This window comes from Lelliottia sp. JS-SCA-14 (assembly GCF_035593345.1).
GTDB lineage: Bacteria > Pseudomonadota > Gammaproteobacteria > Enterobacterales > Enterobacteriaceae > Enterobacter > Enterobacter wanjuensis.
On sequence record NZ_CP141606.1, the window covers coordinates 2526748 to 2539215 of the forward strand.

The window sequence follows — 12468 nt, forward strand, 5'->3', positions numbered from 1 at the left end:
TGGCGCTGCGCTTATCCGGCCTACGGTTTAGTTTGTTCGCTTTGTTTTGTAGGTCGGGTAAGGCGAAGCCGCCACCCGACATTGACCGCTATTTCCCCGCTTCCGGATGGGTATCAAACCCCGCCATCACCGCCGTTAATTCCGTCAATGAAAACCCGTGTTTCGGATCATCCACACCCAGCCCAAAACGCTCCTGCATCACGACATACAACGCACTGGCATCCGGCAGATTGACCGTTTCCACAGCGCGAGCGCCCTGCCAGTGGGTAAAGTGGTAGTTGGTCAGCGTCAGCTTGCCGCCGTCCGGCAGGTGACGACACATCAGAAGATGGTGGCGGAAATGGGACTGCGGCCAGTGGGCGGACCAGAAGTTGCCCATCACGTAATCGGTGAAATACTGCGTCGCCAGGTCGAAATGGTACATCGACTGCCAGTGCTCATGATGGCGGAACTGCAACACCCAGTCGTTATTCTCGTTCATCAGACGATAAACGCCGTGCGGCGTCGCCTGCTCTTCCCCGGTGATGAGACGAATCGGCGCGGTCAGCGTCTGGCCGCCGAATCCGACATCCGCAATCCAGCGCTCGCCGTTGAGTTCCACCAGCAGCAGACGATGCGTACGCGGCGGCATTTGCGGCGGATTCGCCAGAATCACGCGCCCGAGCACGCTGCGCAACTCAAAGCCCACTTCGCGCAGCACGCGCTCGAACAATCCGTTCTGCTCAAAGCAGTAGCCGCCGCGGCGCGCGGAAACCAGCTTGTCCATCACGCACTGATCGTCGAGCTGGATCTCGCGGGTCATCACCACGTCAATATTCTCAAACGGAATAGCGCAGTTGTGGCTCAAATGCAGCGCCCGCAGGCTCTCAATATCCACAGAGACCGGCTGCTGCCAGCTGATACGGGCAAAATAAGCGCTCAGAAATGGGGACATAGTGGGGTTCCTTATAGAGATATTCCCTGTTTATAAACTATTTTCGCGCATCCACTGGCGCAAAAGTGCTTTTCATCTTTATCCCCGTCACACTGCCACCCTGAGCTCCACCTTATCCAGCAATTTCCCGACGTCGACTTCATCCACGTTCGCCCCCTGCAAAAAGGCCGTCGAGTAGGTTTTCCAGACCCCGGATTGCAGGAAGAGAATAAACAGATCCCGGTTGAGATGATTCTCGTTGACCATCATCACCATAATATTCAGCGCCTCTGAAAGTCGTTTCCCCGGTTTATATGGGCGGTCGGCCGCGGTCAGCGCTTCGAACACATCGGCAATCGCCATCATCCTGACCGGAATGCTCATCTGCTCTTCGCGCAGCTGATAAGGATACCCTTTCCCGTCCATGCGCTCGTGATGGCCGCCGGCGATCACCGGCACATTAGCCATAGTTCGTGGGAAAGGCAGTTTTTTGAGCATGATGATGGTCTGCATGATGTGCTCGTTGATTTTGTAGCGCTCCTCGTCCGTGAGCGTGCCTCTGCGGATCGACAGGTTGTAAATCTCACCATAGTTGTAGAGATGCTCGGGCTCCCGCAGCCGGAACTGGTAGCTTTCTGGCAGATGACTTTTGGTATCACGGTAAACCACGTGCTCTTCTTTATCGGCAAGGATGGGCTCTTGCACGGGCAGCGGTTGTGCGGGCTGACGGGTTTTGCGCGCCAGCTCGGCGCTGGAAACGCCCGCGGTGTCGTCGAGGGTTCGCGTCCACTGATAACCGGCAATCTCCTGAATGCGCGCCAGAGCGCTGTCAGGCAGGAACTCGCCGCCAATATTGCACTGTGCAATAAAGTAAAAATCCTCATCCAGTTTCCTAAGCGCCTCTTCCAGCTGTCGATCCGGTTCTGCCAGCAAGGCGTCCGGAATGCGGCTTCGCAGCGAGGCGATCTCTTTTTCGCGTTTTAGCACCTCAAAGCGCATGCGAATTTCATGGATGCGGTCGTAAATCAGCTCCAGTTTGGTGGCTTTATCCACCACAAATTCCGGGGTGGTGATTTTCCCGCAGTCATGCAGCCAGCAGGCGGTGTGTAACTCCTCCCACTCATTTTCAGAGAGCGTGAAACTGGCGAATGGTCCCTCTTTCGCCTCCACGGCAGCGCGGGCGAGCATTTTGGTAATTTCAGGAACCCTCTGACAGTGGCCGCCCGTATAGGCGCTTTTGGCGTCGATGGCACCGGCGATCAGCTCGATAAACGCATTCAGGAGATGTTTTTGCTCCTGCAGCAGGTACTGGGTTTCAATAGCCACAGACATACTGCCGATCAGGGCGTTGACCAGCTGCATTTTTTTCGCCTGCCGTTCTGCGTTCATCTCGTGGAAATTAAGCAACAGCAGGAATCCCAGCAGGTGGCCGTCGTGGGTCTGCATGGGGACGGCAATGTACGAGACCCGATGATAAGACTGCAAAAAGGCGCGCAGCGGTGCGGGCACGGCTGTGGGATTCGATTGCAGATCAAAAACGCCGCTGACAGACTGGCCTTCGCGGATTTGCGCGAACGCAGGCGTACCCCGCTCATCGAACTGCATCGCCTCCATCTCTGGTTGGGTCAACGTCAGGCTTTCGCGATTAACGGCCACGGGCGTGAAGATATGCTGCGTTTTATCCGCCAGATAAATTACCCCGCCGTTCATGGCGGCGATTTCGGTGGTTTCATTCAACAGCCCCTGCATCTGCTGCGGGAAATTGTCTCTGGCCGACAGGATGCTGCCCATCGAGATAAATTGATTCAGGGTGCGCTTCATTTTTGCCATCGCCCGGTGCAAATCATCCACCTCTTCAATGACGGAATGCTCAGCGTCACCTTCATTGAAGGTCAGCGTACTGATGGCTTCGGCATCTTTGCACAGTCGGATCAGCGGCCTGGAGATCCGCCGGGAGAAGTACCAGACCACCGGCAGGCTGAGCAGCAGCAGAACAAAGGCGATCAGGGTGGCATTGTTGCGGATCGCGTTCGCGTCTGCCGTCAGAAGCGCCGACGGCGTAGCAATAATCAGCCGGTAGTGATTTCCGCTGTTATCAATATTCACCACCGAACCGTACCAGTCCTGGCCGTCGACGTTAAACAGCCTGCTTTTACCCGCATTTTCAGCGGGCAAGCCGGACAGCGTATTTAACACCGGCGAGCGTTCCAGCTGGTTGAACCCCTTTTCACCGCCGTTAAGCGGCGGCTGGCTGGCAATCATTTCATTCGCGGCGTTAACAATGGCGGCCTGACTGCCTGCGGGTAATCCCTGCTGTTTCAGAAACTGAGACAGAGAAGCCAGGGAGACATCCAGCCCGAGCACCGCCTGCTGGTTATCCACCCGCCTGCTGTAGGTAAACCCGGTCTCGCCGGTGCTATGGAATCGGTAGTTAGGAGAGGTAATAAGATCTGAGGTTTTAGATGCCTGAATAAACCACGGACGTGTGCGAGGATCGAACGGATCGTTAGCGGCCGTTGTCGTGCCGATGACCTGCAACTGCTCGTTGAGGGACATCAAGCGTTTTTCAGATTTCCCGGCGACCAGCCTGTTGCTCTGCACCAGCCACTGCACATTATCGGGCACCTGGAAAAAGCGGCGATTGGCTTCTGTTATGCGCCGCAACATAAAAAAACCCCCGTCAGGCCAGGCCACATAAACCGAACTGGCGTAGTCGTTTTGGCGCAATATGTCGATCAACTTCCCGACGGACAGCATGCGCTGTTCTGGCGAGGTGGCGTCGGCGATCGTCGTACCGGCAAGCAGATTGACGGACATCATCATCCCGCGCGTCACGGCATCCAGTTCGGTCGCAACGGCCTCACCGGTTTTCTGATATTGCTGGTTGGTGCTGTTTTCCGTCAGGCGGGTCAGCTGGCTGTAGCTAAACATAACGATGACCGAGCCAATAATGACAATCAGCAAGGTAAAAAGCGTCGCAATCTGGAGATGCAAAGGATGGCGATACTTCAGGCGGGACAGTGTATCTGGCAGCATATCAGGGCGTCCTGAAACTGTGTTTCTCATTGATCAGTATGGCATAACCCGGAAATATGCTAGTCGTAGATCCATGATAATTCTCTTCTCAGCCGCGCACGCCGGATGCCGCTTGCTTTCACCCTCGGTTCAGTCGTTTAATGCCCTATCGCCCCAGTCTGAGGAGTTCCTGTGAGCCACTTCCGCCCCGTCGAATTAAAACATGCGAGCCGTCTTCTGAATCACGGCCCTACGGTGTTGATCACCAGCCGCGACGAGACCATAAACCGACGCAACGTGATGGCTGCCGCCTGGTCAATGCCCGTCGAATTCGAACCACCGCGGATTGCGATCGTGGTCGACAAAAGCGCGTGGTCCCGTGAGCTGATTGAACGCAGCGGGATGTTCGGGATTGTGATTCCGGGTGTCGCTGCAGCGAACTGGACCTACGCCGTCGGCAGCATTAGCGGTCGCGACGAAGACAAGTTCAACGCCTATGGGATCCCGGCGATGAATGGCCCGGTGCTGGGCCTGCCGGTGATTGAAGAGAAGTGTCTGGCGTGGATGGAGTGCCGCCTGTTGCCTGCGACCTCTGCCGCCGAGAAATACGATACGCTGTTTGGCGAAGTGGTGGCCGCTGCGGCAGATGAAATGGCGTTCGTCGCCGGACGCTGGCAGTTCAACAGTGACAGCCGGAATACCTTGCACCACCTGGGGGCGGGAACTTTTGTGACCAGCGGGAAGATGGTGAAAGCGCCGGAGTAAACTCCGGCGCTGAGATAACAACTACCCTTTCGCGCGGCTGGCAATAATGTCGTCCGCCACGTTGCGCGGCGCTTCGGCGTAATGGTGGAACTCCATGCTGTAGGTTGCCCGGCCCTGCGACATGGATCGCAATGTGGTCGCATAACCAAACATCTCAGCCAGCGGGACGTCAGCGCGAATAATCTGGCTGCCGAACCGCTCTTCCATGCCCTGCACCATTCCGCGGCGAGAAGAGAGATCGCCCATAATGTTCCCGGCGTACTCTTCCGGCGTTTCCACCTCGACGTGCATCACCGGTTCCAGAATCGCCGGATCCGCTTTGCGCGCGCCGTCTTTAAAGCCGAAGATCGCCGCCATGCGGAAGGCCATTTCCGAGGAGTCGACGTCGTGATACGAACCAAACGTCAGGGTCGCTTTCACGTCCACCACCGGATAACCCGCCAGCACGCCGCTGTTCATGGCTTCGCGCAGGCCTTTTTCCACAGACGGAATATACTCGCGCGGCACCACGCCGCCTTTGGTGGCATCTTCAAATTTAAAGCCGCTGCCAGGCTCCAGGGGTTCGAGGCTCAGAACCACATGCCCGTACTGCCCTTTCCCGCCGGACTGGCGCACAAATTTACCTTCGATCTCTTTCACCGCTTTGCGTAGCGTCTCGCGATAGGTCACCTGCGGGCGGCCAATGTTCGCTTCGACGCCAAACTCGCGCTTCATGCGGTCGACGATAATTTCCAGATGCAGCTCGCCCATCCCGGAGATGATCGTCTGGCCTGACTCCTCGTCCGTGTGCAGGCGGAACGACGGATCTTCTGCCGCCAGACGCTGCAGCGCGATCCCCATTTTCTCCTGATCGGCCTTGGTTTTCGGCTCAATCGCCAGGGAAATGACCGGGTCCGGGAACTCCATGCGCTCAAGCGTGATCAGGTGATCCGGATCGCTCAGGGTGTCACCCGTCGTGACATCTTTCAGCCCGACGCAGGCGGCGATATCCCCCGCGCGCAGTTCATCGACTTCATGACGGTCGTTGGCATGCATCTGCACGATACGTCCGATACGCTCTTTCTTGCCTTTCACCGGGTTGTAGACCGCATCGCCTTTTCTCAGCACGCCGGAATAGACGCGGATAAAGGTCAGCTGGCCAACGTACGGGTCGGTCATCAGCTTGAACGCCAGCGCCGAGAAGGGTTCGTCATCGCTCGGATGGCGCTCGGCGTGTTGCCCTTTTTCGTCCACGCCATCAATGGCCGGAACGTCGAGGGGCGACGGCATCAGTTCGACAACCGCGTCGAGCATGCGCTGCACGCCTTTGTTTTTAAAGGCACTCCCGCACAGCATCGGTTGGATCTCGCCTTTGATGGTGCGCTGGCGCAGCCCGTCGATGATTTCGGCTTCGTCCAGATCGCCCGTTTCCAGGTATTTATCCATCAGCGCGTCCGTGGCTTCCGCCGCGGCGGAGACCATTTTTTCCCGCCAGATCTTCGCGGTGCTCAGCAGATCGTCCGGCACAGGACCGTAGCTAAAGGTCATGCCCTGCGTCGCGTCGTCCCACAAAATGGCGCGCATTTTAATGAGATCGACCACGCCGGTGAAGTGCTCTTCTGCGCCGACAGGAATGACAATCGGCACCGGATTGGCCTTCAGGCGGTCAATCATCATCTGTACCACGCGGAAGAAATCGGCTCCCGGGCGGTCCATTTTGTTGACGAACGCCAGGCGCGGGACGTGATATTTATTCGCCTGCCGCCAGACGGTTTCCGACTGCGGCTGCACGCCGCCGACGGAGTCATAGACCATCACCGCGCCGTCAAGGACGCGCATGGATCGTTCCACTTCGATGGTGAAATCCACGTGCCCTGGGGTGTCGATAATGTTGATCCGGTGCGGTTCAAAATTACGATCCATGCCAGGCCAGAAAGCGCTCACGGCGGCGGACGTAATCGTGATTCCGCGCTCTTGCTCCTGCGCCATCCAGTCAGTTGTTGCCGCGCCATCGTGGACTTCACCCAGTTTGTGGCTCATTCCGGTGTAAAACAGAATGCGCTCGGTGGTGGTCGTTTTACCGGCATCGATATGCGCGGAGATACCGATGTTGCGATAACGTTCGAGGGGGACGGGTCGGGGCATGATAAATCCTTAGTCAGTTTGACTTGAGTAGAACGACCGGAATGGTCGTCTGTGTGTTCGTCTGCTATAATAGTCCTATTGTACGAGTATATACGAACTATTTTTTTAAGGATGGGCCTATCATTAAGATAGCTCACCTTCCCGCTAACCCAGGAAGTCTATGATCGCCAACCACCCCGAACCTGAACAAATCACGCTGGAAAATGTGCTGTTAGCCCTCGGCAACCCGCTGCGACTGGAGATCCTCCGCCTGCTCGCCGACGGCAGCGAACTGAGCTGCAACGCCCTGCGTCCGGAAGAAATAGCCAAATCGACAATGACCCACCACTGGCGCGTCCTGCGTGACAGCGGCGTGATCTGGCAGCGCCCGCAGGGACGCGAGAATATGATTTCGTTGCGAAGAGAAGACCTGGACGCCCGTTTTCCGGGGCTGTTAGATACGTTGTTGCGGGTGATGTAGCCGTTTTTATGCCGGGTGGCGGCTGCGCCTTACCCGGCCTACGGATCCGATGAATTTGTAGGCCGGGTAAGCGTCAGCGCCACCCGGCTTTAATTGCCATTTCAAACTTCTGGAGACCACCCGTCATATTGCAGCGTGAAATGTGCATCATCTCTTTTCACGCTACCTGTAACCGGTGAATTAAAATGCATGCCCGTTACGCTTATATTATCGGTGACAATCCTTTCCAGCAGGCGTTTACGAGTGGCTGCAGCGGTGGCTGGATCGGTATCAAACGCAATGGTCACTTCTGGATGCTCAACCTGGATATGTGGGAAATGCACAATATCGCCCCAGATTAATAATGACTCCTGACCGCTACCGACCAGATACCCGGTATGGCCTGGGGTGTGTCCGGGTAACGGAACTGCCTGAATCCCCGTCACAATATCCTCCTGAGAGAACGGCACCAGTTTCTGCTCGTAAGCAGCAAGCGCATTCTGGGCAAGCACGAAGGAAGGATTAAACGCGCCAGGGGCACTCGCCTGGACCGTTTGATTGCGCCAGAAGGCCAGCTCTTTCTCGTGGATATACACCCTTTCAACATGGCGAAAGAGTGGCGTATTTAACGGGCCCGCAATCCCACCAATATGATCGGGGTGCGCGTGGGTGAGCAGGATGGTGTCTATTTGCAGAGGATCAATCCCTGCCGCCGCCAGCGCGACCGGCAAACGTCCGCCCCAGCCTTTAAAATTCCCGGCGCCGCTGTCCACGAGGATCGTTTGATTACCGGTCTGAATAACGTACACGTTGATATTCATGCGCGGCAATGTAGAGACGCCACGCTGTTGAAGGAGTGCTTCGGCTCTGGAACCATCGATTCCCGACAGAAGTTCAAATGAAGCATCCAGATACCCATCGCTGAGCATAGTCACCAGCATATTGCCAATTTTTATACGGTTAACCATGGGTGCCTGAAATGTCTGCAGTAACGTCATGTTGTGACCTCGAAAATGTGAATCAGATCAGCATAACCCTCTGACGAAGCGATAAAAAGTGGCAAATGTGTTTCAGGCTATTATCGAGCCGCGCAGATCTGAATACCTTGCCGGGTGGCGGCTGCGCCTTACCCGGCCTACGGGTCCGATGATTTTGTAGGCCGGGTAAGCATCGGCGCCACCCGGCAAAAATCTTACATCGAATAGCCAGGCTTCTTAATCAGCTTATCCAGTTTCGGGCCGATCTCCGTATCCCAAACCTGCGCTTTCCAGTCTTCCTGTTGCACCTGGTTCAGGGCAACGGAAACGGAAGCGTCTTTGCTGTTGAAATGACGAATTATCACTTCGGCGATGTCCGCTGCCAGGGCGGTTTTTTGTTCTTCGTTCAGGTCGCGGGGAAAACATTTGATATCGACGTGTGGCATGTGCAGGCTCCTGTTGTGATGAGCTTTTCAACATATCAGATAATGTCGTTCGCCTTTAACACCTTGTGCAGTTCTGGCAGCTGACAGACGGAATCGGCGATAGCGGTAATATGCGGCGTGTTGGCGGCAAACCATTCATGGCGCGGGCCCCAGGTGCGCATCACCGCGATGTAGACGTCAATCAGCGTAAGCTGCTCGCCGAACGCCCAGGGCGCGGCTTTAAGATGGTTATCCAGCCACAGATAGAGTGATTTGCGATACGCCATGCAGTTTTCCCGCAGCTGGTCCGGCGCGTCGGGCGTCCAGCGTTCCGGGTAGTCGGCGTAAGTGAAGGTAGGATAGACATTGGCGACCAGCCAGATCAGCAGGCGTTGGAACTGCGCCCGGTCCGGATGGCCCACCGGTGGCGCGAGATCCAGGCAACGATCGAGAATCATCAGCCCGATGGCCGCCGTTTCGCTCATCACCGCGCCGTTTTCCAGCTCCAGCGTCGGAACCTGACACAGAGGATTAAGCTTCTCCAGCAGAACACGCTGCGGACCGGGCGAGTCAAACCCCTCCACATTGATGTACCGATAGGGAATATCGGCCAAGGTGAGCATCACTTCGCTGATGGCCGATCCCCAGCCGGGTACGCCGTACACATTGATCATACTGCCCCCACTCAGAACAAATTCTAAGTGTAGAACATCAGTAGGTGATGCCCGGCGGATTGACCTCGGACTGCGCCACGCCCTCACCCTGCTCGCCCCAGCGCGCCAGCACCTGCTGATACTCCCCGCGCTGAATCGCCCCGTCGAGCGCGGCCTGCAGGGCATACACCAGCTCGTTGCCCTTTTTCGTCGTCGTGGCGACGTAGGCCTTTTTCGGCCCCAGGCCCACCACGCGGGTTTTCCCCGTCAGCGCCGCTTTATAAGCCGAAACCGACTGCGGGCCGAAGAACACGTCCGCCCGCCCGGACTGGATATACAAATTCCCCGAGGCGTCATCCGTCAGATACACCGGCAGCGCAGGCTCGCGCCCGGCCTGTTTGTTCTCCTCGTTCCAGCCGAGCAGGATGCGCTCCTGATTAGTCCCGGAGCCGACGATCACTTTTTTACCCGCCAGATCTTCGGCGGTTTTGATCGACTGCACGTCGCTGGTGGATTTCACCGAAAAGGCCAGGGAATCGACGCGATAGGTGGCGAAATCAAACTTCTCTTTGCGCTGCTCGGTCACGGCGATATTCACCAGCGCCACGTCGTAACGCCCGGAGCTGATCCCAAGAGGCCAGTCCTCCCACGCCGTCGGCACCAGTTTGAGTTTTAACCCGAGACTCCCCGCCAGCAGCCGGGCGATATCCGGGTCGCTGCCAATGCGGGTGCGGTTATCGCTGGCGAGCAACGCCAGCGGCGGAGAGTTCAGGGCGGAAATCGCCACCGTCAATGTGCCCGGCTCAACAAACTTATACCCCTGCGGGATCCTGGCGATCGCCGCCTGATCGACCGCGACAGGCAGCGGCTGCTCGTTCGCTTTTAAATCAATACTCGCCTGGCTCACTGATACGACGCCCAGCAGCGCCAGAAATCCGTATTTCATACCCTCTCCTTACAGCACTTTCGACAGGAACTGGCGCGTTCGCGCATGGGATGGACGGTTTAACACCTCGTCGCTGCTGCCCTGCTCGACGATTTTGCCGTCGACCATAAACACCACCTGATCCGCCACTTCGCGGGCAAATCCGATCTCGTGCGTCACCACCACCAGCGTAGTGCCGGATCGGGCGAGCTTTTTGATCACGTCGAGCACCTCGCCTACCAGCTCCGGGTCGAGCGCCGACGTCGGTTCATCAAACAGCATCACGCGCGGTCGCAGGGCCAGCGCACGGGCGATGGCGATGCGCTGCTGCTGCCCGCCGGACAGATGGCGCGACCAGGCGTCGGCTTTCTCGCGCAAACCGACCACATCCAGCAGGCCGAAAGCCCGCTCGACCGCCTCTTTGCGGCTTAATTGTTTGTGCGCAATCGGGGCCTCGATCAGGTTCTCCAGCACCGTGAGATGCGGGAACAGGTTGAAGTTCTGGAACACGTATCCGACGTTAACGCGCTGTTTGAGGATCTCTTTCTCTTTCAGCTCATACAGCTTGTCGCCCTGGCGGCGATAGCCGATGTAATCCCCGTCGATCTGAATAAACCCTTCGTCGACGCGCTCCAGATGGTTAATGGTGCGCAGCAGCGTCGATTTACCGGAACCGGAGGGCCCAAGGATCACCGTCACCGAACCGGGCGGGATTTCCAGCGACACGTTATCCAGCGCCTTGTGGCGGCCAAAGAACTTACTGACACCGGTGATTGAAATATGTCCTTCAGGAGAGGCTGGCATGGATTGGCTCCTGTGCTGGGGTAACGGAACGGGTGCGTGCGCTGGCGCGGGACTGATTCACCGCCGAGCGGCGTTCGCTGCGAGCCAAACCGCGCTCTACCACATGCTGAATCGCGGATAAGACGGTGGTAATGACCAGATACCAGGCCGCACCGACCATCAATAACGGGATCACTTCCTGGGTGCGGTTGTAGATCATCTGAATGGTGTAGAACAGCTCCGGCATCGCGAGGACGTACACCATCGCAGTGCCTTTCGCGAGGCTGATAATCTCATTAAACCCGGACGGTAAAATGGTGCGCAGCGCCTGCGGCAGGATAATGCGCAGCGTGCGACGCCAGGCAGGTAAACCCAGCGCAGCAGCCGCTTCGTACTGCCCGTGATCGACACCTAAGAAGCCGCCGCGGATGATCTCGGCGGTGTAGGCGCTCTGCACCAGGGTCAGGCCAACCACGGCGGTGGAAAATTGCCCCAGCACGTTGATGGTCTCAAATTTACCCCAGGTGATGCTGGTGAACGGCACGCCGAGTGAGAGCGTGTCGTAGAGATATGAAAAGTTATAGAGGATGATCAACACCACGATCAGCGGCAGCGAGCGGAACAGCCAGATGTAGCCAAACGCCAGGCTGCTCAACAGCCACGACGAGGACAGCCTCGCCAGGGCTAACATCCCGCCCAGCACCACGCTCAGGGCCGTGCCGATCAGGGTCAGGAGCAGAGTTTGCCCGACCCCTTCCAGAATCACCGGATCAAAGAACCAGCGCGCAAACACGCCCCACTCCCAGCGCGGATTAAAGGCCACCGACTGAACGACGACGGCCAGCACAAACAGCGCGGCAATCGCCCCGACGGTGCGCCACGGGTAGCGCGCCGGGACCACTTTGATGGTTTCAACGTTGTTGTTCATCGTCGTTCCTCATGCGGATTTACTGAACGCTTCGCGTACCAGCGTTTTGGTGAAGCGCAGACGCCCGTCAAACGGCGGCTGGCTGTACTCTTCCGGGTCGCGGTCGAGATCGAACTGCGGCGCGTAGCCCTGGCTCAGATACAACTTCACCGCCTCCGGCTGACGAAAACCGGTGGTGAGATAAATGCCGCTGTAACCCGCCAGCACCGCCCGGCGCTCCAGCTCCTGCACCACGCGCGCGGCCAGCCCCTGCTGGCGCAGGGTTTTATTGGTCCAGATGCGTTTGATTTCCGCCGTCTGTTCGTCAAAGGGTTTGTAGGCGCCGGTGGCGATGATCTCGCCGTCGCGCTCCAGGACGATAAACAGCCCCTGCGGTGCGAGATACCACTCGGTCAGTTCGATTTCGGCGTCTTTGGAAAAGTAATCGCCATAACGCGCCGCGTACTCTCCGAACAGCCCATCAATGATGGGCTGAAGATCGGCGTCTTCCGGCGAAACGTCGCGAAAAAGATCGCTCATGA

General features: G+C 57.4%; 12 protein-coding genes. 2 read left to right on the forward strand and 10 right to left on the reverse strand.

Annotated features, from left to right (window positions below; all coding sequences use genetic code 11):
- Positions 1-88: 88 nt before the first annotated feature.
- Together nhoA and U9O48_RS11845 are read right to left on the reverse strand one after the other, a co-directional pair.
- Positions 89-934: an N-hydroxyarylamine O-acetyltransferase gene (gene nhoA, locus U9O48_RS11840; RefSeq protein ID WP_324722544.1), complete on the reverse strand. Its 846-nt coding sequence runs from the start codon at positions 932-934 to the stop codon at positions 89-91.
- 87 nt (positions 935-1021) lie between these two features.
- On the reverse strand, positions 1022-3946 hold the full coding sequence (locus tag U9O48_RS11845; RefSeq protein WP_416382223.1) for an HD domain-containing phosphohydrolase: 2925 nt from the start codon (positions 3944-3946) through the stop codon (positions 1022-1024).
- A 174-nt stretch (positions 3947-4120) separates the two neighbouring features.
- Here U9O48_RS11845 and U9O48_RS11850 point away from each other — a divergent pair, with 174 nt between their 5' ends.
- Positions 4121-4693: a flavin reductase family protein gene (locus tag U9O48_RS11850; protein ID WP_285157215.1), complete on the forward strand. Its 573-nt coding sequence runs from the start codon at positions 4121-4123 to the stop codon at positions 4691-4693.
- A gap of 21 nt (positions 4694-4714) precedes the next feature.
- On the opposite strand, the gene fusA is transcribed toward U9O48_RS11850, so the two are convergent.
- Positions 4715-6817, reverse strand: a complete 2103-nt coding sequence (fusA, locus tag U9O48_RS11855) for an elongation factor G (protein WP_324722546.1) — start codon at positions 6815-6817, stop codon at positions 4715-4717.
- Between the two features lie 160 nt (positions 6818-6977).
- On the opposite strand from fusA, the gene U9O48_RS11860 reads away from it, so the two are divergent.
- Entirely contained in the window at positions 6978-7277 is a 300-nt protein-coding gene (locus U9O48_RS11860) for an ArsR/SmtB family transcription factor (RefSeq protein WP_103945957.1), read from the forward strand.
- A gap of 101 nt (positions 7278-7378) precedes the next feature.
- On the opposite strand, the gene U9O48_RS11865 is transcribed toward U9O48_RS11860, so the two are convergent.
- The 7 genes from U9O48_RS11865 to U9O48_RS11895 all read right to left on the reverse strand — a co-directional run bounded on the left by U9O48_RS11865 (position 7379) and on the right by U9O48_RS11895 (position 12466).
- Positions 7379-8254, reverse strand: coding sequence for an MBL fold metallo-hydrolase (locus U9O48_RS11865; protein WP_324722547.1), 876 nt, complete (start codon positions 8252-8254; stop codon positions 7379-7381).
- A 194-nt stretch (positions 8255-8448) separates the two neighbouring features.
- A complete protein-coding gene (gene pptA / locus U9O48_RS11870) occupies positions 8449-8679 on the reverse strand; it encodes a tautomerase PptA (RefSeq protein ID WP_324722548.1) in 231 nt (76 codons plus the stop codon).
- Positions 8680-8714: 35 nt separating this feature from the next.
- Positions 8715-9332 carry a glutathione S-transferase family protein gene (locus U9O48_RS11875; protein WP_324722549.1) on the reverse strand — a complete coding sequence of 206 codons (618 nt, stop codon included), beginning with the start codon at positions 9330-9332 and terminating at the stop codon, positions 8715-8717.
- A 37-nt stretch (positions 9333-9369) separates the two neighbouring features.
- Positions 9370-10257: a transporter substrate-binding domain-containing protein gene (locus tag U9O48_RS11880; RefSeq protein WP_324722550.1), complete on the reverse strand. Its 888-nt coding sequence runs from the start codon at positions 10255-10257 to the stop codon at positions 9370-9372.
- Positions 10258-10266: 9 nt separating this feature from the next.
- A complete protein-coding gene (locus tag U9O48_RS11885; RefSeq protein WP_324722551.1) occupies positions 10267-11040 on the reverse strand; it encodes an amino acid ABC transporter ATP-binding protein in 774 nt (257 codons plus the stop codon).
- A complete protein-coding gene (locus U9O48_RS11890) occupies positions 11024-11947 on the reverse strand; it encodes an amino acid ABC transporter permease (RefSeq protein ID WP_282492959.1) in 924 nt (307 codons plus the stop codon). Before U9O48_RS11890 ends, U9O48_RS11885 begins: the two co-directional genes overlap by 17 nt.
- Before the next feature lie 9 nt (positions 11948-11956).
- On the reverse strand, positions 11957-12466 hold the full coding sequence (locus tag U9O48_RS11895; RefSeq protein WP_282492958.1) for a GNAT family N-acetyltransferase: 510 nt from the start codon (positions 12464-12466) through the stop codon (positions 11957-11959).
- Between the last annotated feature and the right edge of the window lie 2 nt (positions 12467-12468).